The 24,116-nt window shown below is 45.5% G+C and carries 17 protein-coding genes and 3 rRNA genes; 10 read left to right on the forward strand and 10 right to left on the reverse strand.

Translation table 11 applies throughout. From position 1 onward, the window contains the following. Positions 1 to 88: 88 nt before the first annotated feature. Entirely contained in the window at positions 89 to 457 is a 369-nt protein-coding gene (locus tag M886_RS03765; RefSeq protein WP_048050682.1) for a hypothetical protein, read from the reverse strand. A 190-nt stretch (positions 458 to 647) separates the two neighbouring features. Here M886_RS03765 and bfr point away from each other — a divergent pair, with 190 nt between their 5' ends. Continuing rightward, positions 648 to 1,118: a bacterioferritin gene (bfr, locus tag M886_RS03770; protein ID WP_011033230.1), complete on the forward strand. Its 471-nt coding sequence runs from the start codon at positions 648 to 650 to the stop codon at positions 1,116 to 1,118. A gap of 388 nt (positions 1,119 to 1,506) precedes the next feature. Here bfr and rrf read toward each other — a convergent pair. The 3 genes from rrf to M886_RS03785 all read right to left on the reverse strand — a co-directional run bounded on the left by rrf (position 1,507) and on the right by M886_RS03785 (position 6,291). Continuing rightward, positions 1,507 to 1,628: ribosomal RNA gene (gene rrf, locus M886_RS03775) — 5S ribosomal RNA — on the reverse strand. Between the two features lie 76 nt (positions 1,629 to 1,704). Then, a 23S ribosomal RNA gene (locus tag M886_RS03780) occupies positions 1,705 to 4,611 on the reverse strand. Between the two features lie 205 nt (positions 4,612 to 4,816). Next, positions 4,817 to 6,291, reverse strand: a 16S ribosomal RNA gene (locus M886_RS03785). Together the 16S, 23S and 5S rRNA genes form the textbook arrangement of a ribosomal RNA operon. 730 nt (positions 6,292 to 7,021) lie before the next feature. Here M886_RS03785 and M886_RS03790 point away from each other — a divergent pair. The 4 genes from M886_RS03790 to M886_RS03805 all read left to right on the forward strand — a co-directional run bounded on the left by M886_RS03790 (position 7,022) and on the right by M886_RS03805 (position 12,482). Then, positions 7,022 to 8,572, forward strand: coding sequence for a 2-isopropylmalate synthase (locus tag M886_RS03790; RefSeq protein ID WP_048050683.1), 1,551 nt, complete (start codon positions 7,022 to 7,024; stop codon positions 8,570 to 8,572). Between the two features lie 197 nt (positions 8,573 to 8,769). Next, entirely contained in the window at positions 8,770 to 9,543 is a 774-nt protein-coding gene (locus M886_RS03795) for a TatD family hydrolase (protein ID WP_048050684.1), read from the forward strand. Positions 9,544 to 9,695: 152 nt separating this feature from the next. Then, positions 9,696 to 10,337 (forward strand): MBL fold metallo-hydrolase, encoded by a 642-nt coding sequence (locus tag M886_RS03800; protein ID WP_048039567.1) that lies wholly within the window; start codon positions 9,696 to 9,698, stop codon positions 10,335 to 10,337. 264 nt (positions 10,338 to 10,601) lie between these two features. Next, complete coding sequence (locus M886_RS03805; protein ID WP_048051632.1) at positions 10,602 to 12,482, forward strand: YgiQ family radical SAM protein; 1,881 nt, start codon at positions 10,602 to 10,604, stop codon at positions 12,480 to 12,482. A 92-nt stretch (positions 12,483 to 12,574) separates the two neighbouring features. On the opposite strand, the gene M886_RS03810 is transcribed toward M886_RS03805, so the two are convergent. The 4 genes from M886_RS03810 to M886_RS03825 all read right to left on the reverse strand — a co-directional run bounded on the left by M886_RS03810 (position 12,575) and on the right by M886_RS03825 (position 15,951). Then, the gene (locus M886_RS03810; RefSeq protein WP_048039554.1) at positions 12,575 to 12,856 is read right to left on the reverse strand and encodes a hypothetical protein; all 282 of its coding nucleotides are present in this window, start codon (positions 12,854 to 12,856) and stop codon (positions 12,575 to 12,577) included. Between the two features lie 24 nt (positions 12,857 to 12,880). Then, positions 12,881 to 13,138: a hypothetical protein gene (locus M886_RS03815; RefSeq protein ID WP_048039555.1), complete on the reverse strand. Its 258-nt coding sequence runs from the start codon at positions 13,136 to 13,138 to the stop codon at positions 12,881 to 12,883. Between the two features lie 273 nt (positions 13,139 to 13,411). Beyond that, a complete protein-coding gene (locus M886_RS03820; RefSeq protein WP_048050685.1) occupies positions 13,412 to 14,575 on the reverse strand; it encodes a (Fe-S)-binding protein in 1,164 nt (387 codons plus the stop codon). 5 nt (positions 14,576 to 14,580) lie between these two features. Next, positions 14,581 to 15,951 (reverse strand): FAD-binding oxidoreductase, encoded by a 1,371-nt coding sequence (locus M886_RS03825; protein WP_015411718.1) that lies wholly within the window; start codon positions 15,949 to 15,951, stop codon positions 14,581 to 14,583. A 285-nt stretch (positions 15,952 to 16,236) separates the two neighbouring features. Between M886_RS03825 and arcS the strand changes: the two genes are divergently transcribed. Both arcS and rimI read left to right on the forward strand, forming a co-directional pair. After that, entirely contained in the window at positions 16,237 to 18,108 is a 1,872-nt protein-coding gene (arcS, locus tag M886_RS03830; protein ID WP_048050686.1) for an archaeosine synthase subunit alpha, read from the forward strand. Between the two features lie 47 nt (positions 18,109 to 18,155). Next, a complete protein-coding gene (gene rimI / locus M886_RS03835) occupies positions 18,156 to 18,710 on the forward strand; it encodes a ribosomal protein S18-alanine N-acetyltransferase (protein ID WP_080503104.1) in 555 nt (184 codons plus the stop codon). Here rimI and M886_RS03840 read toward each other — a convergent pair. Continuing rightward, positions 18,694 to 18,972 carry a UPF0058 family protein gene (locus M886_RS03840; protein ID WP_011033241.1) on the reverse strand — a complete coding sequence of 93 codons (279 nt, stop codon included), beginning with the start codon at positions 18,970 to 18,972 and terminating at the stop codon, positions 18,694 to 18,696. The genes rimI and M886_RS03840 overlap by 17 nt on opposite strands. A gap of 341 nt (positions 18,973 to 19,313) precedes the next feature. Between M886_RS03840 and M886_RS18560 the strand changes: the two genes are divergently transcribed. Beyond that, on the forward strand, positions 19,314 to 19,562 hold the full coding sequence (locus tag M886_RS18560) for a hypothetical protein (RefSeq protein WP_048036416.1): 249 nt from the start codon (positions 19,314 to 19,316) through the stop codon (positions 19,560 to 19,562). Here the strand turns inward: M886_RS18560 and dnaG are convergent. After that, the gene (gene dnaG, locus M886_RS03850; protein ID WP_015411723.1) at positions 19,516 to 21,084 is read right to left on the reverse strand and encodes a DNA primase DnaG; all 1,569 of its coding nucleotides are present in this window, start codon (positions 21,082 to 21,084) and stop codon (positions 19,516 to 19,518) included. The two genes, M886_RS18560 and dnaG, sit on opposite strands and share 47 nt — an antisense overlap. Before the next feature lie 47 nt (positions 21,085 to 21,131). On the opposite strand from dnaG, the gene M886_RS18565 reads away from it, so the two are divergent. Next, a complete protein-coding gene (locus M886_RS18565; protein ID WP_015411724.1) occupies positions 21,132 to 21,317 on the forward strand; it encodes a hypothetical protein in 186 nt (61 codons plus the stop codon). 1,233 nt (positions 21,318 to 22,550) lie between these two features. Continuing rightward, complete coding sequence (locus tag M886_RS03860) at positions 22,551 to 24,023, forward strand: NAD(P)/FAD-dependent oxidoreductase (RefSeq protein WP_048051633.1); 1,473 nt, start codon at positions 22,551 to 22,553, stop codon at positions 24,021 to 24,023. Positions 24,024 to 24,116 lie beyond the last annotated feature (93 nt).

Consider the following 24,116-nt stretch of genomic DNA (forward strand, 5'->3'; position numbering starts at 1 on the left):
AGACAAAAAGAATATTAGACCGCAAAAAAAGATATAATAAAATTTAGTAAAATTCTTCACAGAAGCACATTTAGAGAGAGTGACCAGGTTACTCATCACATGAGTTATCTCTAATCTCTCTACACTGCTGTTCACTTACTGCTCCACAGGTCAATAAATTCAGTGCTTCAAATATACCTTCACCCACACTTATTCCTTTTAAAGCACATTTCTTCATTAAACGGTCGTAAAGGTCTTCATCCTGACTTTTTATAAAGTCGCACATTTCGGAAATGAATTTGTCCGTTAAAAATACCTCTTCTTTATTTACCCAGTTTTTGATCGACTCCATCAAATATTGACTTAGAGGCTTGTCCTTCCCTATAGCGCTCAGGTTCACAAAAGCACATTCATCCGCACCTAAAACCCACTTTTCAAGCTTAAAGTCAAATATATCCCTGCTGTCAGTATCACTCATATGTAATCCTCCACAAAAATAAGAGACTTCATGATATTTAACAATTTTAGGCGATTTTTATAATTAAATGGATATTTAAATAGATATATGATTGACATCGCTCTCAGGTACCAGGTGAGTATCTAAAAAGTATAATAGATAAATTATAAATTGTGCAAACTATAATCTCTTTTGCACAGGGGGTTTATGCATGAAAGGAAATGAAAAGATGATTGAGCATCTAAATGCTCGTTTAGCGGAGGAATTGACTGCTATCAATCAGTATTTTGTACATGCTGAAATGTGTGAAGACTGGAATTACAAGCGACTGGGAGAGGTAGTGGAGAAGCGAGCCATTACTGAAATGAAGCATGCCGAGAAACTTATCGAACGCATCCTTTTCCTCGAAGGAAGACCCATAGTCAGCAACCTGAACGAAATAACCATCGGGTCCTTTGTGCCTGAGATGCATGAAAACGACCGCAGGGCCGAAGAAGGAGCTATAAAGGGTTATAATGAAAGTATCCGTCTGGCGTCTGAGATAGGAGATAATGACACAAAATCACTTCTCGAGTCTATCCTTAAAGAAGAAACAGAGCATATCGACTGGATTGAGGCCCAGCTCGACCAGATAAGTCACATTGGTATCCAGAACTATCTGGCGCAACAGATTTACGAATAAAGATGAACTATAGAATTTACCTTTTTTAATTTACTTTTTTTAGAGATCTTGAGGGTACCTGCAAAAGAGTTTTAGAAAAGATCAAAACCCCAGTACCCCAGAGAATATTTATCGAATAAATTCCTGCAGAGAAAATTTGTAAAACGCCCTTTTTTAGAATTTATTTTTGTGAGAATTTAGACTACGATCAAGCAAAAAATGTGAAGAGATAAACAAAATTGCAGGAAAATAGAATTAAAAATCATAGAAAACAAAATAGAATTAAAAATCATAGAAAACAATATCGGAATACGACATAAGAGTACAATTTCAAAAAATTATTCAAAAAGACAATATTAGAAAAAACAATTTCAAAAATCGGTTTTAAAATTAAAGTATTATAAGGTGAGCTTGGCAGCGATCCAGAGTTCCCGAAGGCTCGCACACTTCAGTACAGTAAGGAACGCGGGCAGGCTTATCTTCTGTGTTCGGGATGGGTACAGGAGTTGCCCTGCCGCTATGGCCGCCAAACTCAACCTATAAAAAGGATAGAGGAATATGAAAGTCGTGTTTAGTGCTGCATACTGAATTTCGCCTGGACCTGAATTAGGGAAAGGAACGGATAGTTAGTGAACGCGGACTGAACACCTCGTTGCCTTGGTGCTTACATCCCGTTTCTATCAAACCGGTCTTCTACCGGAATCCTTAAAAAGGTCTCTTTTTAGGTCAGATTTCGAGCTTAGATGCATTCAGCTCTTATTCCTTAGCGCGTAGCTGCCCGGCGATGCCTTGTCAGACAACCGGTACACCAGTGGCGCCGCTGCTTGGTTCCTCTCGTACTAAAAGCAGCTTACCCGCAGACCTCGTGCACCTCTAGTAGATAGTAACCGACCTGTCTCACGACGGTCTAAACCCAGCTCACGATCTCCTTTAATAGGCGAACAACCTCACCCTTGGCCGCTGCTGCACGGCCAGGATGGAAAGAACCGACATCGAGGTAGCAAGCTGCCGGGTCGATATGTACTCTTGCCGGCAACGACTCAATTATCCCCGGGGTAACTTTTCTGTCATTTTTGGCCCCCACCAAGGAGGCTCAAAAGTTCGCTAGAACCGACTTTCGTCTCGTCATCCACTGCTGTGCTGAATAACGTCAGGCTGACTTATGCTCTTGCACTCTTCAGTGAGTTTCCGACCCACTTGAGTCAACCATTGCGCGCCCTTGATATCTTTTCAAGGGCGTCCCGCCCCAGGCAAACTGCCCACCTATCGGGGTCCTCTTCGCAGAGTTAGGGTCGTAGTCCCAGAAGGGTAGTGTCCCAATTGTGGCTCCACGCATGCTGGCGCACACGCTTCGATGCCTCCTACCTACTCTGTACATCCAGAACCACAACCCAGCGACAGGCTGCAGTAAAGCTCCACGGGGTCTTCACTTCCCCCTAGAGGTCTCTAGACTGTGCACTAGAATGTAAGCTTCACCGGATTCCAGTTAGGGACAGTAGGGCTCTCATTGATCCATTCATGCAAGTCGCCAATTAAGCGACAAGGTACTACGCTACCTTAAGAGGGTCATAGTTACCCCCGCTGTTTACAGGCCCTTCTTCCCGTTGAACCGGGGTTTCAGGTACCTGCACTGAGCAGGATTCAGAGATTGTACTAGCCCTTACGGGTTTGCAATCTCCTATGTTGGTATTAGACAGTTAGAGCCCCCTGGTCACTGCGACCTGCTGTCTTCACAGCAGGCACTCCTTATCCCGAAGTTACGGAGCTAATTTGCCGAATTCCCTTAACTGAAGTACTCCGACACGCCTTAGCCTTTTCAGCTAGGGGCACCTGTGTCAGTTCTCGGTACGGACATTTAGCTGCCTTTTCACGGGTCCCTGGGTGCAGCCGACTTGAGCCATTACAGATTCGCCCGATTCTCGCCATTACGGCTCTCCACGGGATTCGCTGCTTAGACGGCGCGACGGCGCCGCTCGGCCTGCCCTGAGACGTCAGACTCAGTGCTAAATGGTACAGGAATATTAACCTGTTTCCCTTTTGGCGTACTCGAATTACGGTACGTCTTAGGACCGACTAACCCTCGGCTGACGAACATTGCCGAGGAAACCTGGCCCCTTCGGCGGCAGGGATTCTCACCCTGCTATGCTGCTACTATTACCAGGATTTTCGTTTGTGAACGGTCCACAGGACTTCACAGCCCTGCTTCAGCCCGAACACAACGCCTTCCTACGAGATTACCTTACGGTACTCCGTGGTATCGGTGGTCGACTTGAGCCCCGTCAATTTTCGGGGCCCCAAACCTCGACTGGTGAGCTGTTACGCACTCTTTGAAGGGTAGCTGCTTCTAAGCTAACCTTCCAGCTGTCTTGGGCTTGGGACGCCCTTTAGTGTTTACACTTAGTCGACACTTGGGGACCTTAACCACGGGCTGGGTTGTCTCCCTTACGGACTACAAGCTTACCCCAGCAGTCCGGACTCCGACTATCTTTGATGACAGTGGGTTTGGAGTTTGACAAGCGGGCGAGGGGTTTCCCCCCCGGAACCGCCAATCAGTGCTCTACTCCACCGACAATCTCCAGTCAGGTCATGCTGCGACATGTTTCGGAAGGAACCAGCGGATGCCGGGTTAGATTAGCATTTCACTACGAGACGCAGGTCACACGAATGATTTGCAGATCAATACCGCTTGCGGTCCTCCACGTAGCTTTCGCCACGCTTCAACCTGCCCACGCCTAGATCACCCGGCTTCGGGTCGTACCCCGATGACTCCACGCACTTGTATACGTCGTGCCTCACCCGTAAAGGTTGCGCACATGTTGCTTTCGCTTCGGCTGCCCAATTAAAAGGTTAGCCATTGCCATCAAGATACACTCCCTGGCCCGTTCTTCAAAACGTAAGATACGACACTGGCAGTGATATTCGTACAACACTCTCGCGAGTGGTTCCTTCATATCAAAGATCCTTTCATGCCGTATCGTTCCATCACTATCAGGTTTCAGGCACTTTGCACCTCCCTTCTCGGGGTACTTTTCAGCGTTCGGTCACCCTACTATTTCGCTATCGGTCTCAAGGAGTATTTAGTTTTGGAGGTTGGTGCCCCCCGGATTCCCGCACGATATCCGACGCACGGTACTCAGGGACATGTTCCCGTCTTCTGGCTTACACCTACGTGACTGTCACACTCTATGGTCTGCCGTTCCAGGCAAGTTTGGTTTTGCCGCGAGACTTTTGAACAGCCCTACAACACCACATTTCCCCGAAGGGATTCGGTTTGAACTGTGCCGGTTTCACTCGCCGTTACTTACGGCATCTCGTTTGATTTCTTTTCCAGCTCCTACTGAGATGTTTCAATTCGGAGCGTTCCCGATCATGACTGATCACTATGGAGAGGTCCCATTCGGAGATCCCGGGTTCATTGGATCCATGCACCTACCCCGGGCTTATCGCAGCTTGGCACGTCCTTCGTCAGCTCTTGAGCCGAGCCATCCACCTGATAGCATAATTCCTGTATACCTAACCAGGTCCAGTTAGCGTTCAATATACAGCACCTATACACGACTTCATGTGCCTGCGGTTCCGCGCAGGCTATCCATCCTTCCCCGAAAATTTACTTTCCGGGTGCACCTGATGATTTGTGAGATTAATGGAGAAATCTTATCGATTTCTGGTTTGAGGATTTGTTCGGTTTATCGGCATCTGGGTGACATTGTTTTATGCTTAGGAGGTGATCCAGCCGCAGATTCCCCTACGGCTACCTTGTTACGACTTAACCCCCCTTGCAAAGCACAGGTTCGAACACGGCACAGAGTCCGTGCCCTCACCCATACCTCACTCGGGTGGTTTGACGGGCGGTGTGTGCAAGGAGCAGGGACGTATTCACCGCGCTATATTGAAACGCGATTACTACGGATTCCAGCTTCACGAGGGCGAGTTACAGCCCTCGATCCGAACTACGAATGGGTTTGTGAGATTACCAGCCCTTTTCAGGGGAGGGACCCATTGTCCCATCCATTGTAGCCCGCGTGTAGCCCGGGAGATTCGGGGCATACTGACCTACCGTGGCCCGCACCTTCCTCCGATTTAACATCGGCGGTCCCCACAGAGTACCCATCGTCCCGGAGGACATGCTGGTAACAGTGGGCACGGGTCTCGCTCGTTGCCTGACTTAACAGGATGCTTCACAGTACGAACTGGCGACGGCCATGCACCTCCTCTCAGCGATTCAGGCAAAGTCTTCAGCTTGGCCTACATATTGCTGTCGCCCCCGGTGAGTTGTCCGGCGTTGAGTCCAATTAAACCGCAGGCTCCACCCGTTGTTGTGCTCCCCCGCCAATTCCTTTAAGTTTCAGCCTTGCGGCCGTACTTCCCAGGTGGCTCGCTTCACGGCTTCCCTGCGGCACCAGACACGGTCGCGCCATGCCTGACACCTAGCGAGCATCGTTTACGGCTGGGACTACCCGGGTATCTAATCCGGTTCGTGCCCCCAGCTTTCGTCCCTCACCGTCGAACCCGTTCTGGTAAGACGCCTTCGCCACAGGTGGTCCCACAGGGATTACAAGATTTCACTCCTACCCCTGTAGTACCTCTTACCTCTCCCGGTTCCAAGTCTGGCAGTATCCCCCGAAAGCCTAATAGTTAAGCTATCAGATTTCCCGGAGGACTGACCAAACCGGCTACGGACCCTTTAGACCCAATAATCACGATCACCACTCGGGCCGCCGGTGTTACCGCGGCGGCTGGCACCGGTCTTGCCCGGCCCTTGCTAACGGATGTATTTTACACATCCGGACAGCCAGCATATGATGCTGGCACTCGGTGTCCCCTTATCACGGTTTCCCGCATTGTAAAGTTTTCGCGCCTGCTGCGCCCCGTAGGGCCTGGATTCATGTCTCAGAATCCATCTCCGGGCTCTTGCTCTCACAACCCGTACCCGTCGCTGGCTAGTAGGTACATTACACCCACTACTACCTGATAGGCCGCAGACCCATCCTTGGGCAGACGAATCCTTTTGACGCATAAAGCATTCCAGCAAATATGCGTTATCCGGAATTATCCCCAGTTTCCCGGGGTTATGCCGGTCCCAAGGGCAGGTTATCCACGTGTTACTGAGCAGTACGCCATGTATTGCTACATATGACTCGCATGGCTTAGGCGAACACCGATAGCAGTAACCTCTGGCAGGATCAACCAGAATTGTTATTGTATCGCACACTTCAAAATTAAAGGTCTTGGTCGCAGAAACTTGCACTAACAACTATCAATTCAGTTAGTTCATGTCGCGATAAATGTAGTATAACAAATATCACCCAAATGTAGTATAACAAATATCACCCAGAATTAACCGAACCGACAAATCCTCGTCAGTCAGGAAATAACTCCTGACTCCATTAAAAGATGAAATTGAATTTGATTATCAACCCACACATTTGACCTGTGTGAGGGATACATACAAGACGTTTCTTGTATATAAAGCTTCTTGTTGTTCTCCCACGCATTTACGCCTTGTGAGGGAATACATACAAGGAATTTCTTGTATATAAGCATTTTCCTTCAAGGGAGGTCGAACAAATTCGAATAATGGAAAGTGAATAGTTAAAAGATTTCAAGGAAGTTGTCCTTTTGAATCCTTTTTTCTGTCCGTTTTTATCAGCGATCGTTATTAAAACAAATCACTCAGGCACTTTTATTCGTTTTTCATATCTCGTTTTTAAGTACCTGTTCCGTTTTTCGAACACCGTTTTTCAAATTCCGTTTTTCACCTTCGGGATGTCTTGTGACACCCGAGAAGCAACCCTAACATAGCATATCAACTATAAATAAGTTTCCATCGAAAACTCAAAAAAGTAAAATTTCAGTTAAACATTTAAAAATATACATGATGTTTATATACCAGAACTGTACATCCATGTAGATGATTACTATGGATGTACACACTGAAAGAAGGGATCGATTTTTACATCGAACCCATGCAGAGTAAAAAAGTAACTGTTTTTGACACAACACTGCGTGACGGAGAACAAACCCCTGGAGTATCCCTGACTTCTACACAGAAGCTGGAAATTGCTCATCAACTTGACAAACTCGGGGTAGACATAATAGAAGCCGGATTTCCCATCTCTTCAGAAGGAGATAAAGAATCCGTAAAATCGATTTCTAATGCCGGGCTTGACACCACAGTTTGCGGACTGGCTCGTGTGCTGAAAAAAGATATCGATGCCTGTTTTGAAAGTGATGTTGGCCTTGTGCACACCTTCGTTCCGACTTCGGATGTACAGCGGATCTATACCATCAAAAAGAGCCGGGAAGAAGTCATTCAACTGGCTGTGGAAGCTGTCCAGTACATCAAAGACCACGGGCTGAAGTGCATGTTTTCCGCAATGGATGCCACCAGAACAGACCCTGAATACCTCATAGAGGTTTTCAAAGCGGTCCAGGAAGCAGGCTGCGACATCATTAACGTGCCGGATACTGTTGGCGTGATGGTCCCGTCTGCAATGTACAGGCAGATAAAAGACATTGCAGCTAAAATAACGATTCCTATAGACGTGCACTGTCATAATGACTTCGGGCTTGCTGTGGCAAATAGCCTTATGGCTGTTGAAGCCGGGGCATCTCAGGTACAGGTCACCATAAACGGCATAGGAGAAAGGGCAGGAAATGCTGATCTTTCCCAGACAGTAATGAGCCTGACATCAATCTACGGTGCAAAAACCAATATCCGGACAGAATACCTTGTAGAAACCTCGAAAATGGTTGAAAACTATACAGGAATCAGGCTCCCTCCAAACACGCCTGTGGTGGGGCAAAACGCATTTTCCCATGAGTCAGGAATTCACAGTCAGGGAGTGCTTGAAAAATCCGACACCTTCGAACCAGGAATTATGACTCCGGAAATGGTTGGGCACAGACGGCGCATTGTCCTTGGTAAGCATACCGGCAAACACGCGGTCAAACAGTCCCTTGAGTCTGCCGGGATAAAAACCAATGATAATCAACTCGATGAAATTGTGATCAGGATTAAAGAAATCGCAAACAAAGGTAAACAGATAACAGATGCGGATCTGTATGCAGTTGCCTCTGCAGTTCTCGGTAAAGCGAGTTCTGAGGAAGAGCTGATCAAACTCAAAGAAGTATCCGTCATGACAGGAAACATCCTTACACCTACGGCTGTGGTTAAGGCAGATATTGAAGGAAAAGAAATCATTGCAGCAAGAACAGGAGTCGGTCCTGTGGACGCAGCCCTCCATGCCGTAAGAGACATTCTTGGCGAGAGTAATCATTTCAGACTCCAGGATTTCAGGATCGATGCTATCACAGGTGGGGCAGATGCCCTTGCCGATGTATACATAGGTCTGGAAAATGAAAAGGGAAGGATTGTAACAGCCAGGTCCGCAAATCCGGACATAGTAATGGCCTCCGTGGAAGCCCTTGTAAATGCTATGAACCTTCTCTATAAAAAAGAAAACAAAAGCTAAAAGTAAAGCCCTGAAGAAAAAGTAAAGGATAAGAAAAACTGAAGGGCAAAAAAGGCTGAAAAACCGGAATAATATACCGGAAACCCGGAAAGAAAAACCGAAAATATCAGCTCAAAACCCAAAATCGGATAAGGTCCGGGATCTTCTCTTTTTTGGGTTTGTATTCCCGAAGCATGTATAAAGTAAAATAAAATGAAATGGAATACAAACCCATGCCTTATCCAATCATTGATTCTCACTGTCATCTTGATTTTCCAAAATTTAACCCTGACAGGGAAGAAGCCATTCAGAGAGCCCGAAAAGCAGGAGTTGTCGGGATGGTCAACTCCGGAATTTCCCTTAAAGGAAATCGCATAAGTCTTGAACTCACGGAAAAGAACGAGGATATTCATGCCGCACTGGGACTTAGCCCTGATATCGGCAGGGAAGGCAGTGATACAGATATAAATGCAATCCTTGCCCAGATAGAAGCTAACGCAGGAAAAGCGGTAGCTATCGGAGAAGCCGGCCTGGATTTTCAGGACTGCAAAACAGATGAAGAACGTAGAAGACAAACAGCTTCATTTAAAAAGGTGATCGAGCTTGCAAAAAACCTGGAAAAACCTCTTGTTGTGCATGCCAGGATGGCTGAAGCTGAAGTCCTGGAGCTTGCCAGGGACGTAGACACTGTAATTTATCACTGCTACAGCGGCTCTGTTGAAACCATGAAGGAAATCGTGGACGCAGGCTACTACATCTCCCTGGCAACACTTGTCTGTTTTTCCGAACATCACCAGACCCTTGCAGCAGAAGTGCCCCCTGAAAACCTGCTCCTCGAAACAGACAGTCCTTTCCTTTCCCCGCGCAGGGGCAGAAACGAGCCTGCGTTTATTGTGGATTCGATCCCTGTGGTGGCAAAATATAAGGAAATGGAACCTGCAGAGATTGCTAAATTTGCAACTGAAAACGCAAGCAGAGTTTTCAAGATATAAGATTTCAGTAGTAATCAGGAAGAGAGAATCAGAAAGAGAAAATTAGGAAGAGGCTTCAAGAAAAAAGGGAAAGAAAGAGAAGAAAAATAAAAGAAAGGAAAGGAAAAAACAACAAACAAAAAAGCAAAAAAAGGCGCGGAAGAGGAAGAAATATGGAAGTCCGGTATATTTGCCCCACAGCTTACGATTCCAGTGTTTATCTTGTAAACGGGAAAGTCCTTATCGATGCAGGCATGAACAGTGACCTGATAATTAAACAGCTTGAAAAATACATCAAACTTACAGAACTGAAACTCATCATCCTTACTCACTGCCATTATGACCACACAGCAGCAGCTGCAGCAATTGCAGAAAAAAGCGGAGCAGAAGTTGGGATACATAAAGCTGACCTTGAAGGTGTAAACGATGAGTATCTGAGCGTTTCCGTGCTCTTTGGGGAACGCGCTCCTGCCGTCAAACCCACAATCACATATGAGGAAGGAGATAAAATTGACATCGGAGATGGGGAATACCTGAAGGTCATTCACACTCCTGGCCACTCAAAGGGAAGTATCTGCCTTTATGAACCGGTTTCAAAGAGTCTCTTTTCAGGGGATACCGTATTTCCAGGAGGAGGGTTTGGGAGAATGGATTTTGAAGGCTCAGAACCCAATAAAATGCTCGGCTCCGTAGAAAAGCTTACAAAACTCGATGTAAAAAACCTGTACTCCGGGCACGGGGCTCCAACTGACAGGGATGGAAACAAACAGATCACGGCATCATATACGATGCTGAAAATGATTATGGGAGCATGAAAACATCTCATGTCTGAAGAAAACTTTAACCTGAAAACAAAAGTAACCGTTTCCGGTTCTTTTACTCCGAAAAAGGCAGGAAAAAAAGCGGAAGTAAAAACCAGAACAAAGGCCGTAAGAAAGCCTGAAAAAGCGGAGCCATTGAAAGCTTTGACCGTGGAAGGGAAAGAAGAAGAGTCGAGACCCGGAACAAGAACCGGAAAGAAAGAAAAGAAGCAGAAAAAAAGGTTTTCCCCGCCCCTCCCTCTTTCAAAATTTCTACCGATGAGCCCTGAAGAAGTAAAAGCTCGCGGCTGGAAGGAACTTGATGTTATTCTTGTCACCGGAGACGCTTACGTGGACCACTCCAGTTTCGGTACTGCAATAATCGGAAGGGTCCTTGAAGATGCAGGTTTCAGAGTAGGAATTATTGCCCAGCCGCGCTGGGAAAACCCCGAAGATTTCAAAAAACTCGGAAAACCCAGACTCTTCTTTTCCGTAAGCGCCGGAAATACGGATTCCATGGTAAGCAACCTGACACCCGGACTCAAGCCACGTAATAAAGATGCATATTCCCAGGGAGGAAAAACAGGACTTCGCCCTAACCGCGCAGCAATTATCTATTCAAACAGAATAAAGGAAGCTTTTCCTGATATGCCTATAGTGCTCGGAGGAATCGAAGCTTCACTGCGGCGTTTTGCCCATTATGATTATCTCTCGGACAAAGTAAGGCAGTCAATTCTGGCTGATGCCCCTGCAGACCTCGTAGTTTACGGTATGGGTGAACTCCAGATTGTAGAAATTGCAAAACGGCTTCAAGCCGGAGAGGACATAAAGGGCATCAGAGACATCTCCGGAACTGTCTGGAAAATGGAAGTTAAAGCCTGGAAAGAGCTTAAAGGAGAGGGTAAAGAAAAAGCCGGAGAGCAGGATGAATCTGAAAATGCAACTGAGGATGTAGCTAAGGATAAATCTCTAGACCCGGCCGAATTTTTTAAGGAATATGTCGAGATTCCTTCGTTCTCCGAAGTTTCCCAGGATAAAGCGGTTTTTGCAAAGTCTTTCCGCACATACTTCCTGGAACAGAACCCTGTTACCGGAAAAGGTATTGTGCAGCCTCACCCGAAAACCATTATCATACAGAATAAGCCAATGCGCCCACTTACAGAAGCGGAACTTGACCATGTTTATGAGCTGCCATATACAGGCGAAACCCATCCTTCTTACACCGAACCCGTACCTGCCCTTGAGATGGTTAAATTTTCCCTGACAACGCATAGGGGCTGCTTTGGAGGCTGTTCTTTTTGCGCCATCACCCAGCATCAGGGGCGCATGATTGCGAGCCGGAGTATTGAGTCCGTCCTGCGCGAGGCAAAGAAGTTTACGGAAAAACCTGATTTTAAAGGCATAATCAATGGAGTCGGCGGCCCCACTGCCAATATGTACGGCATGGAGTGTAGATCCTGGGAGAAGAAAGGAGCCTGCCTTGACAAAGCCTGCCTCTACCCGCGCGTCTGCCCCGCTCTGGATACAAGCCACAAAAAGCTGCTTGAATTAATGCACCGACTGCGCGAGCTTCCGGGTGTCAGGCATGTATTTACAGGTTACGGCGTGCGCTATGACCTTGCCCTTGAAGATGAAGAGTATTTAGAGGAACTCTGTGCCCACCATATCAGCGGGCAGCTCAGGATCGCGCCTGAACATTTCTCAGGAAGAGTAACCGATACAATGTCCAAGCCCGGAAAGGAAGTTTATGAGAAGTTTGCAGACAGATTTAACGCCTTTAACAAAAAATGCGGCAAAGAACAGTATATTGTAAACTACCTGATGTCGGGCCACCCGGGATGCACTCTTAAAGATATGATTGAAATGGCAGAGTATGTGCGCGACCATGGAGGATATACCGAACAGGTTCAGGACTTCACTCCAACTCCTATGACAGTTTCAACCTGCATGTATTTCACAGGGCTTGACCCGTTTACAGGCAAAAAAGTGTACGTTGCAAGGGATAAGAAAGAAAAAGCAATGCAAAGAGCCCTTATGCATTACAGGAACCCTGCAAACTACGAACTCGTATATGAGGCTCTGGAAAGGGCAGGACGGATCGACCTTGTTGGAAACGCTCATAAATGCCTGATAAGGAGAAAAGAAAGGCAACGAAAGTAAAGAACTCAACAGGACATGCTTAGCAAAAATATGCAGGCTTCAAATAAACAGGACTGAGAAGAAACGGATTTTCAGGGAAATTTGCGTTTTTCTCAAAATCCCTGGCACTCGCGCATAAAAGCTTTCAGTTTTCCGCTTACCTGCCCGCAGTAAGTAGTCAAGGGCCTTTCCCTGATCTCAATCACAAGGTTCGCCTCTCCATCCCAGCTAAAATCGGCAACTATGCCATTTCCTTCAAACATTCCGGAATTCCCCGGTGAAGTTTCAATCCCGTAAGCCTGGAGCTTTTTCTTCATGCAAGAAAAAACCTCTGGAGTCACATTTCTGAATTTGATGCCCTGACAGCCTTCGGTATCAATTTTTCTTTCATCCATATCTTTACCAGGCTCCCGGATTTTTTACGAACCGTGGCACTGTCTTACAAATTGTTTTATTCGCATGGCTGCGACTTCACAGCTGACAATAAACGGCTTTTCTTTGATGGTAATCGTAAGATTAGACTGCCCATCCCATTCGAAATCTGCCACAATGCCGGATCCCGAGAGTTCTCCTCTATTTCCTGAAGGAACACTGATCCCTGCTCCCTGAAGCTTTTTCTTCATACATGCGAACGTATCAGGCGGAACATTACGAAACTTTATAGGTCTACAGCTCATTGTTTTCTCCTCCCTGACTACTTAGAACTATTTCTAAAGCCCGTATTTGACTGGAATTTCTAGACAAAAATTGTCTTCCGGGGATAAAAAGTATACTGGTTGTAAAAAACAGAGGTTTATGTTGTCCAGGCTGAAAAGGTAAAGTTAATTCAAAGAGGAGAGAAATAGATTTGAGCCGGACAAAACCGGCCCGGAGTTAAGGTGGAGCTGAGAGAAAACAACAGCTCAAAGCCATAACTGAAATCAGAGTGGCTAAACAATGAAGAACCGACCTTATTGCATCGCCATTGCCACGAGTTCTATAATATCGATTATCTCGATATTTCCGCCTGCATCTCTGAGATTCCTCACACAGAGAGGACAGGATGTCACTATGTAGTCAACGCCTTCAGGCACATCGTCGAGCCTGTTTCTGGCAAGTTCGAGGGAGATATCCGGATATCCTATCCTGACTCCGCCCCCACCGCCGCAGCAGCGGGAGTTTTCTTTGATGTTTTTCATTTCCTTAAGATTGCAGATTGCCTGAATAACTTTTCTGGGAGCATCATAGACCTTATTATGCCTGCCCAGGTGGCAGGGGTCATGATATGTAACTGAAAGGTCAAGGCGTTTCAGGTTGAGTTCTTCAAGGTGCTCGGCAAGGAACTCAGGTAGACTGATGACTCTCAATTCTTCAGGATAATTGTTCTTGAGGGTGGTGTAGCAGCCTGCACAGCCTGTAATAAGGGTGTGTGCTCCCACATTTCTTATCTGTTCAAGGTTGTGCTCCATAATCTTTTCCGCGTCTTCCCGGAAACCGGTGCGGAGAAGGGGAGATGAACAGCACTGCTCATCCGGCAGGAGGGTTACCCCAAAGTGCTGCAAAACCTCAAAGGTCTTTTTTGCAAATTCCGGATAGCGGTAAGAGTCAAAACAACCTACAAAGTACACGTAATTCGACTTCTCAGGGAGTTTTGAGCGTTCCGAATCAGAAAGCCAGTGCAATCGGTTTCTGGTTTCCCCGAAAGAATTGCCGCTGGTCGCAACTGCTGTCCTCAATTTTTCCTGGGCATCTGTTGTCACACCGCATTTTACCAGCTGGGCACGGGCAGCTTCCACTACTTCTGGAGGATTGGCTCCGGCAGGGCATTTAGCAGCGCAGATCCCGCAGGTAGTGCAGGAAGCAAGGCTCGAAAGGACATCTTCAGACGGCGGCCTCCCTTCGATCAGGCTTTTAATAATAAGCATTCTTCCACGTGTGTTGGCAGACTCCCAGCCGACCACGTCAAAGACAGGACAGACTGAACGACAGGTTCCGCACTGCACGCATTTATAAACCGAACGGCGGTCAACTTCAAAGGGCAGCTTTTTGCTTTTCTCACCTGTTTCTTTTTTATTCAATTTCTCTGCCCTCCCTGTTTCATTTTTTACTTCTTCATTTTTTACTTCGTTTTTCATAATTTTCACAGCCCCAGTTTACCCGGATTCAGGATTCCCTTCGGGTCAAGGGCTTTCTTAATTGCACGCATCACTTCAATAGCAGGTCCCCACTGAGCTTCCATATATTCAGCTCTGGCTGCACCGACACCATGTTCGGAACTGACCGTGCCCCCGAGCTCTATTGCAGTCCTGTGGACAAGATCTGCTGCTCGGTTGAGGCGGTCCCACTCATCTTCATTCAGGACATCAATGAAAAGGGCTAGGTGAAGGTTTCCGTCTCCTATATGCCCGTATTTCATTGCAGGCAGGTTAAATTTCTCGGAAATCTCCTGTGCCCTCCTGAGCAGTTCCGGGATCTTCTTAATAGGAACCCCTACATCTTCACCTACATAAATCCTGGTTTTTGTAGGGTCAAGGCGAGAAACTGCTGCGCCTACCAGCTTCCTTGCTGCCCAGATATCTGCCATTTCCTTTTCGCTTTCTGCAAGCTTTATGGAAAGGGTCAGAGGAGAGCAAACTTCTATTATCTGCTCTGCTGCCTCACGAGCCGAGTTTTCAGTGCCGTCGACCTCGAAAAGGATGACATCACCTTCAGAGGGGAGCACAAGTTTCGGGTCATAGCGTTTAAGCACCTGCAGGGAAACCCGGTCAAGGATCTCACAGGCTGATGGAATAACTCCGTTTGAAAAAGTCTTTACGACTGCCTGCCCTGCAACCTCCGCACTTTTAAAGGAGGCGATCACAAGTTTGCGTGTCTTCGGAAGAGGGGCGATCTTCAGGCTGGCTTTCGTGACAATTCCAAGCGTGCCTTCAGATCCTATTATAAGCTGTGTCAGGTCATACCCGGCAGCTGATTTTAGCATTTTTGAGCCTGTGTGGATAACAGTCCCGTCCGCAAGCACCACTTCAAGGTCGCGGACGTAGTTTCTGGTTGTTCCGTACTTAACGCAGCGCATCCCACTTGCATTATAAGCTATCATGCCCCCGATGGTGCACATTGCAGAGCTGCCCGGGTTAGGGGGAAAGAAAAATCCGTATGGTTTTAAAGCGTCGTTAAGGGCATCCTGGATCATTCCGGGCTCCACGACTACCTGGATATTGTCAATATCAATTTCGAGAATACGATTCATTCCCGACATATCCAGCACAATGCCCCCGCTGACCGGGACAGCTCCGCCGGCAAGACCTGTGCCTGCGCCCCTTGCAGTAACCGGGATTTCATTTTCATAGGCAAGCCTCAAAATGCGGCTGACCTCATCGGTGCTTTCAGGACGCACCACGTAATCAGGCATCCCCTTGACCTGGGATGCGTCAGAAGAATAACAATAAAGTTCAGAAGGCGAGACCGAGAGCCGCCCACCAACGATTTTTCTAAGCTCTTCAGTTATATTCATTATAGACCTCAAATGTAGAATTCAGATGTGAAAAATAGAAAGTCTGTCACGGTTGGGACAGAAATGAGAGATAATTTGCAGCAGATAATCAATATTAATAATATATAAGAATATACCATCCTCCTTCCTTCCGGAATACATTTGAAATCCAGAAAGAGATTACTGCTTTTTACAGCTTTTCAGATCAGAGAAGAAAAAGTAAAATAAAGGCAAGGAAAACAGGAACTTTTTCAGAAAAAAATGCAGGGCAAACCTTTACATCCTGATAGACATAAGAGGACAAACATGACACAGTACTTTGAAGTAGAAAATAGAGATGGAGCAGCACGTATAGGGAAACTCCTGCTCTCTCCCGAACTCCGCACTCCCTGTGCCCTGCATACGGCAGCACTCGGAAATCTTGAAAACCCGGGGCCTGTTGTTGATGCAGGCAGCCTCTGGACCGGTAGCCAGGAAGAACTTCAAGAACGCATTAAAAAAATCCGCGAAAAAACAGGAAAAGGGACCCTTGTAATTCTTCCACATCAGGCTTACCCTCCTGCCATTCCAGCAGAGTCGCTTGGAAAAGTAAAAACATTTACTTCCGATGGAAACAACGAAATTGATGGACCTACAGGCTCTCTTTTGCGAATAGGCGGAGAGGTCCAGAAGAGCGACCTTTACATAATCGAAGGTATAGGGACTCTGGAAAATAACGCTCGCAGGTTTCTGGAAACTTTGATAGACCTTAAAAACCGCATCCCTCCTGACACTGCGCTGTACGCCCCAAATCTGGCGCTTCCTGAAAATGCAGCAATGCTTGCCTACATGGGGATCGATGTAACGGATGATACCAGGGCTGAGATTGCAGCTTATTCTGATGTTTACCTTACGGCTGCCGGCAGTTTTTATCTTGATTCACTGACAGAATTTCCGTGCAGGTGCAGGGTATGTGCCTCAACCACGCCTGCAGAATTAAGGATTCTCCCGAAAGCTGAAAGGGCAGAAGTTCTTGCGGCGCATAACAGGGATGCTCTCGATGCCGAATTTGCCCTTGTAAGGGAAAAGATCAGGGCAGGTAACCTGCGTGAGTATGTAGAAGGTCAGTGCAGGGTCAGACCCTGGCTCACAGCTCTGTTGCGCCTTGGGGACTTTGAATATTCTTATCTCGAAGAAAGGGTCCCTGCTTTCCGGCAAAACCAGCTACTTGCAGATACTTCAGAGTCTCTTTCAAGGATCGAAGTGGTCAGATTTGCACAGCGCATACGGGAGAGATACACGCCTCCTGATCTTGATATCCTCCTGCTCCTTCCGTGTGCAGCCCGAAAACCTTACTCAACGTCACAGTCCCATCAAAAGTTCATACTTACCCTTGGCAAATACCGAAAGTTTGTCCATGAAGTGATCATAACGTCGCCCCTGGGAATCGTTCCCAGAGAACTTGAACTTACCTATCCGGCAGCCCATTACGATACTGCAGTCACCGGACACTGGGACGAAGAAGAAAAAGCCTGGGTTTCAGGCTGCCTTGAAGACTATCTCTCAAAATACAATTATAAAGCGATAGTTGCCCATGTGGAGGGAGCTTACAGAGAAATCTGTGAAAGAGTAGCCAGAAAGCTGGGAATTGAAATAGTTTATACTGCAGGGGAGAGCCTCACGTCCTACGAATCTCTTTCAAGCCTGAAAAATACTGTTGAATCTATCTGCACATCCGAGGGTTTTAACAGGAAAAGCCAGAATGCGGAAGAAGAGAAGAAAAACTTCGTAAAGGCGGTTGCAAGCTATCAATTTGGAGAGGGCGCAAAATATCTCTTTTCAGGAGAGGTCGGAACCCCTGTGGTGAAAGGGCGTTTTCCAAAATACCAGCTATTTGTTGGAAAGAAGCAGCTTGCAACTTTAATTCCGCAATACGGGATGCTTGCCCTCTCTCCTGAAGGAGGAGAACTGGTGCTAAAAAGTGAGAAGTATGTGGTAAAGATTGATGACTTTGTCCCACGTGGTTCCATTCTTGCTCCGGGTGTTCTTGAGGCAGACCACGGAATAAGGCCGAATGATGAGGTAATAGTGCTTGGAAAAAGAGCGCTCTGCGTAGGAAGAGCTGCGATGAGCGGAAAGGAAATGGAAAAGTCAGGAAGAGGTGTTGCAGTGGACGTGAGGCATGTTAAAAAACTTTAATGCAGGTCTCTATAAAAGAGCAGTTTTTTCCTCGAAGAAGTAATAAAATGGTAGAAATATATAATGATATCATGATAAGACGGTTCGCACCTGAGGATTTCCAGGAAATAGTCGAAATCGAGGAAGAGGCTTTTTCGGAGCATAACTCCCTGGTGTATATGAATTTTTACGAAATGGTTGGAGACGGCTTTCTGGTTGCAGAACAGGAAGGAAAAGTCGTGGGGTATGTTGTAGGCTACCGTTCTGCAGAAAATGAAGGGCATATATTCTCCGTCGGCGTTAAAAAAGAATACAGGGGAAGGGGGATAGGCACGGAACTTATCCATGCGATATGCGATATCTTTGTCGCAAACGGGCTCAGATACGCAAGACTCGAAGTAAGAACCAGTAATACTGGTGCACAAAAATTATACAGATCGATAGGATTCACACAATGCTGGACTGAAAAAAAGTATTATTCAGATGGAGAAGACGGTATGGTCATGAAAATGCATCTGCACCCATACCGCCTTTTGATCTCAAAACAAAAATATCTCGAACCCGTATTTTCGGACAACGAATTCTTTACTACTATAAGGGGCCCTATCAGTTATTACCGATAAGTTTAATGACGGAATTCATGGAATCTCTCATATGGGCAGACGCTTCTTCAAAGATAGGGTCATCCCTTGACATGAGAGTGGCAAGCTCGCCTCCTAAAATAAAAATTGCGCGCTTGTGATCCGCCTTGCTCCTGTGGATGTGGACAGGGCTTATCGATAAAGCCTTATAGTCGTCGAACTCGTGCGTTACACCGTGCCTCTCAAAGTACCTCTTCATTTGAGCCATATATGTGTGCAGTTGTATTAGTTCTTCCTTGTGCATAGCGAACAGACCTACAATTTTACAAGATCAATTTAATATTATCTTGAACCGAATAAAAGAATTACCCGAGGAAATATTCTTCCTACTTTTAGTTAATAGAGTTTTCCATATATTGTATATGAAAAATCATGAAGAATCCCAGCAAAGAGTGTGAATTTTAGCACCATAGTGTGAAATCATACCAAATCGTGGTGATTTCACGGCATTCATACATAAATGTTACACATAAAATAAAAATGATAGGATAATTATCTGCTTAGAAAAAATTACCGTTAGAAAAAAAGCCTGCCATAAACAATTATTCGTAAAAAAATAAAAAAAGGAGGAATAAAAACGAAAGAATGAAAAAGGAAAGAAAGAAAAAAACGAAAAATGAAAGAATGGAAAAAGAACGAGAAAGGAATGACTGGAACAAAAGAACGGAAAATGAAAGAATGGAACAAAAGAACGGGAAAATGAAAGAATGGAAAAATGGAGAAATAAAATATAAAAATAAGGAAAAGGAAAGAAAAAAGGAAAGAAAAAAGGAAGTTAAAAAGCCTCTCAGAGCATGCTTGAGGTCAAAACTTCCATATCTGCAGGAACTTTAGCGATATTTCCTATTTTTACTCCTATAAGGTTTTTGATTTCATTGCTAGAAGCGATATCAACGAGCCTCTGTGTGATCACGCCATCAAAAACTACACTTTTCACATTATCCCTGTAGTTCTTTAGCCTGCTTGCAAGGTCTCTTACTGCGATTTCTTCTATAACCTTATCATCGGAGTCAAGAATCCTTGCAGTCAAAGTACCTTTAAGAGCATCAACGTGAGGCCTGAACCTTATAGCTTCCGGAGAAACCGGAGCCGGGGCCTGTCTTGCCGGAGCCGGGGAAACCCTAACCGCCTCTCCTCCAGGAACCTTTACAGCCGGGCCTTTTTCAGCCGCAGCTTTTCCTCTGGTGACTCTGGTAGCAGGAACTGCCCTTGCCATAACCGCAGGCTTTGCAACAGAGGTTCTTGCCTCAACTCTTTCTGCCGCAGCAGAAGTTTTTTCAGCAGGCCTTTCTGGAATTCTTTCAGTGACCTTTTCGAAAATTTTTTCCGGAGCTCTTTCAGGGCCGGTTTCTTCCATTTCTTCAGGGAGCTCCTCTTCATGGATGTCTGCTTTTGAAGATACCCTGTGAACCTTCACACGCTTATGCAGCTTCTTCTCAGCAATCCTGGGAACAATTTCCGGAGATCTGATCTTTCTTTTAGAAACACGTTCCAGCCTGCATGCGCTGTCTTCATTTTCTCTTTCCTGAATCCCGTATTTCTCAATGATCTGTTCCACCGGAACCTTGCGGCGGAGAGCTCTGATAATTTCTTTCTGGACCAGGTCTTCCACACATTTGCCATCCGGCGCACGGGCAACATAGTCGATGTCTGCTACCTGCAAAAGTTCACGTATAATGAGTTCTCCGCCACGGTCACCATCCGTAAAAGCGGTTACTGTTTTCTTTTTAGTAAGTTCGGCAACCTCAGGAGGAATGTTGGTTCCACCAACGCAGATGGTATTTTTAATCCCATAACGGAGGAGGTTCAGGATATCAGCCCTGCCCTCGAGAATAATAATAGCGTCCGAGTTAAGCACATTCGGCCCGCAGGGTATTCTTGACTTGCCATAATAGGTCAGCTCATCAACCCTTACAGACTGTCTTACTTCATCGGCAAGTTCCTGAGATTCGGGCACAGTCTCATCGAACATTTTCGTGAAAATGAGTTTTGCCCTCTCAATGATTTTTTTGCGTTTTACAGCCCTGACATCTTCTACCTGGAAAACCTCTATCTTGGCACTGCAGGGACCTACCCTGTCAATGGTTTCCAGCGATGCTGCAAGAATTGATGTCTCTACTTTATCAAGGCTAGAAGGAACGAAGATATTTCCTTTGGTTTTTCCACCTTTAGCAGTGACCATTACCTCAATCCTTCCGATCCTTCCGGTTTTCTGCAAATCACGCAGATCAAGGTCAGCTCCAAGAAGACCTTCAGTCTGACCAAAAATTGCGCCTACGATATCCGGACGCTCAATAACCCCATCAGCATTGATTTTAGAGTGAATAATGTATTTTGTTGTATCAGTATTTTGCATGTGAATTCTCCCAGAATTATTATAATGATTTATCATGAAGTATTATTATGAAAGGTTTTTTCTCTGGCAATTTTCTGGCAAATAGACAGGAAATAGTCTCTGTACACGGGGGAATCTGGTGTACAATTCTTTTTCCGGCTTCAGTCCACAGTATTTTTCTGACAGTAAAGGACCTGTTATCTATCCCTGGAAACGTGCTGGAAACCGCAAAGAACCAGAGAATACAAAAATAATAGCAAAATCAGATTAAAACCAGGTCAGGGATAATACACCCTTGAAAGGCAGACTTCAGAATCGGTTATGCTGTGAGCCGGAAAGAGAAATTCCGGGTTGTCTGCACTGCCTTTTGTGCTTATGCCAGGAGAATCAAGCAGAAGGAATACTTCCTGACTATTATTTGATGAAAGTTCTTACCTGCAAGGTAATCGCCAGATCAATGACATTCTGGTTTTAAAGCTCTCACAGATAGAGCTGTTCTTCGACTTTCGATATAGTAAAAAGACACTTAACTCAAGGTGTCTTTCTTTACCTGCCCGAAGGTCTTCCGCCCTAACATAAGCTTATTGAAGATCTGAAACAGCTTTCAGACCGATAAGTCAAATTACGTGTTTACAATTCAATTTCCTGATGTCTGAATACTTCCATAAGCGGGATTAACCTGAGGCGCCAGTGGCGCGAGTGTCCCTGAAATCTTTTTCATCTTAAACAAGTATCTCTAAATGATAAGTGGTAAAGCAGTGAATGGAATGCATCAGGTTTATTGAAAGCACTTTTTGACTTTCATTTCATGGGTGATGTAGTGTATAAGGTTTTATCTGGACTGGAATATTAGCCCTGAATTGGTAATATGTATAATCTGAAATTTCTATCAAGTTTGCATACGTTTAGTACGTGAAATTCTTTACGAATCCAGTGTGATGAATGGATGAAATTGTTAATATATGATATGACCTGACAGAACAGCTCCCGCCCACCGGAAAACAACTTCGGCAAAATAGGAATCCTGTACGTCACATGTCTTAAATTCATATGTTTAATGCCTGCTGGCTTTAAGAACTTTGTGGTTCTTTAGGAAGTTGCTCAGGCCTGAATTTTTTAATTTATACTTGATAAATATAAGGATAGCAATTTTTCGTGAAGATACTTAAGATTCTAAAAATTACCGGATTGGAAAAATTTAGAAAAGTATATATAAAACAAAAGACGTCTAAAAATTTGAACGAGCGAGACAAATACACTGTTTTATATACTAACCCCCCCACTCCCAACTCGCTCGTTCAGACCCCCATTTAAACCGGTATATCCTGTTGTTTTCTTAAAATAACTTAAAATGGATGTTTTAATGGATATTTTAAGAAAAGATTCTAAAGGGAATTTTTTACAAGCAACCTGCCTTTAAAGAGCTTCTCAAGACTAATTTTGTATTTAAAAACATATAATAGGCGCGAAGCACCATTATGAAAAGTATGGGAAGCAATTCTGGTGCGAAAGGTACTGAAGGTGGAAGTTCTCGAACAGAAGGCGAAATTCAGGAAAACATTTCCGAAAATGCCTCTTCAAATTCCCGGACAGAAAAAGAGTTTGCAAAAGTGGTCATTATAGGGGGAGGAGCCTGCGGGATGGCAACTGCAACAAAAATTCGAAGGCAGAGCGATTTTGATATAACCGTGCTTTCATGGGACTCCCATACTGCTTACAGTCACTGCGGAATTCCTTTTGTCCTTGGAAAGGAAATTGAAAGTTTAAAAAAACTGATTGTAAAGCCTCTCGCTTTTTTCAGGGAAAACAAAATTAATGTGAAACTGAACGAGAAAGTAACCTCAATCGATCTGAACGGGCAGGTCGTTATTACAGGGGAAGGAACCTATCCTTTTGACAGACTGGTTATTGCTACGGGGAGCCTGCCTTTTATACCCCGGGAAAGCAGGGCAAATATTTTGCCTTATGGAATCTTTACATTGAGAAGCCTTGCCGATGGCATGCTATTTGAAAAAGCACTGGAAACTGCCCGGACAGTCTGCATCATAGGTGGAGGCACGATAGGAATAGAATGTACCTCAGCCCTTACAAAACGGGGGATCAGGGCTACCCTTATAACGCGGGGCGATGACCTGCTTACCAGGCAGTTTGATTCCGATATGTCTGCAATTGTCAGGGAACATCTTGAAAGTCTCGGGGTTGAAGTTATCACAGGGGAATCTGTAATTTTGCCTGAAAACTTCTGGAAACAAAAAACTCTGATTTTAAGGGATAGAGAGCTTCCTGCAGACCTTGTGCTCCTGGCAACTGGTGTAAAACCCGAAACCTGGCTCGCCAGAGAAGCAGGGATAACGATCGGGAAGGCAGGAGGAATAATTGTAAATGAAATGCTTCAGGTAAAAGCAGGAGAGAAATTTCTCTCCCATGTGTATGCAGGGGGCGAATGCGCTGAAGTTATTGACCTTATAACCGGAGAGTCAAGACTGAGCCAGCTTGGTACAACAGCAAGAAGTATGGCAGATGTGATAGGAAACAATATAACAGGCAAACATTCGACTTTCGGGCCCCTTGCTGACCCCTGGGTGGCAGTTGCCGGAGACCTTCAGTTCGGAGGAGTTGGGCTCACATCCGGTCAGGCTGAAAAACAGGGGATAAAGATTATAACAGGCTTTTCCAGGGGGCGCACCAGAGCTTCTTACTATCCCGGTCGAAAAGACCTCTACATAAAGCTTCTATTTAAAAACAACTGTCTTGCAGGAGCACAGCTTGCAGGAGGAGAAGGAATAAAAGAAAGGATTGACGCTCTTTCCCTGGCTATAAGAAAGGAAGCAACAATTAAAGACCTCCTCAACCTTGAAACCTGTTATGCTCCTCCAGTTTCCACGCTTGTTGATCCTCTTACCCCGGCTGTAAAAGCTGCAGCGAGAAACATGCGGAAAATTAAGGATAAGGGAAATTAAGGCAATGAAAGAAGCCCATATAAGTATTCAGGCTGGGTATAAGGTCAAATAGCAAGATTAAGGCAAATAAATGAAATCTGGATAAAAAGGAAA

The sequence above is a fragment of the Methanosarcina soligelidi genome (genome assembly GCF_000744315.1).
Classification (GTDB): Archaea; Halobacteriota; Methanosarcinia; order Methanosarcinales; family Methanosarcinaceae; genus Methanosarcina; species Methanosarcina mazei.

Excerpts from the sequence above, each read along its gene's own strand:
- dnaG (WP_015411723.1), bottom strand. The coding sequence starts at position 21,084 with ATGCAAAATACTGATACAACAAAATACATTATTCACTCTAAAATCAAT.
- rimI (WP_080503104.1), top strand. The coding sequence starts at position 18,156 with ATGGTAGAAATATATAATGATATCATGATAAGACGGTTCGCACCTGAG.
- M886_RS03795 (WP_048050684.1), top strand. The coding sequence starts at position 8,770 with ATGGAATACAAACCCATGCCTTATCCAATCATTGATTCTCACTGTCAT.
- bfr (WP_011033230.1), top strand. The coding sequence starts at position 648 with ATGAAAGGAAATGAAAAGATGATTGAGCATCTAAATGCTCGTTTAGCG.
- M886_RS03810 (WP_048039554.1), bottom strand. The coding sequence starts at position 12,856 with ATGGATGAAAGAAAAATTGATACCGAAGGCTGTCAGGGCATCAAATTC.
- M886_RS03815 (WP_048039555.1), bottom strand. The coding sequence starts at position 13,138 with ATGAGCTGTAGACCTATAAAGTTTCGTAATGTTCCGCCTGATACGTTC.
- M886_RS18560 (WP_048036416.1), top strand. The coding sequence starts at position 19,314 with ATGAAAAAGGAAAGAAAGAAAAAAACGAAAAATGAAAGAATGGAAAAA.
- M886_RS18565 (WP_015411724.1), top strand. The coding sequence starts at position 21,132 with ATGAAAGGTTTTTTCTCTGGCAATTTTCTGGCAAATAGACAGGAAATA.
- M886_RS03860 (WP_048051633.1), top strand. The coding sequence starts at position 22,551 with ATGGGAAGCAATTCTGGTGCGAAAGGTACTGAAGGTGGAAGTTCTCGA.
- arcS (WP_048050686.1), top strand. The coding sequence starts at position 16,237 with ATGACACAGTACTTTGAAGTAGAAAATAGAGATGGAGCAGCACGTATA.
- M886_RS03820 (WP_048050685.1), bottom strand. The coding sequence starts at position 14,575 with ATGAAAAACGAAGTAAAAAATGAAGAAGTAAAAAATGAAACAGGGAGG.
- M886_RS03825 (WP_015411718.1), bottom strand. The coding sequence starts at position 15,951 with ATGAATATAACTGAAGAGCTTAGAAAAATCGTTGGTGGGCGGCTCTCG.
- M886_RS03765 (WP_048050682.1), bottom strand. The coding sequence starts at position 457 with ATGAGTGATACTGACAGCAGGGATATATTTGACTTTAAGCTTGAAAAG.
- M886_RS03840 (WP_011033241.1), bottom strand. The coding sequence starts at position 18,972 with ATGCACAAGGAAGAACTAATACAACTGCACACATATATGGCTCAAATG.
- M886_RS03800 (WP_048039567.1), top strand. The coding sequence starts at position 9,696 with ATGGAAGTCCGGTATATTTGCCCCACAGCTTACGATTCCAGTGTTTAT.
- M886_RS03805 (WP_048051632.1), top strand. The coding sequence starts at position 10,602 with ATGAGCCCTGAAGAAGTAAAAGCTCGCGGCTGGAAGGAACTTGATGTT.
- M886_RS03790 (WP_048050683.1), top strand. The coding sequence starts at position 7,022 with ATGTACACACTGAAAGAAGGGATCGATTTTTACATCGAACCCATGCAG.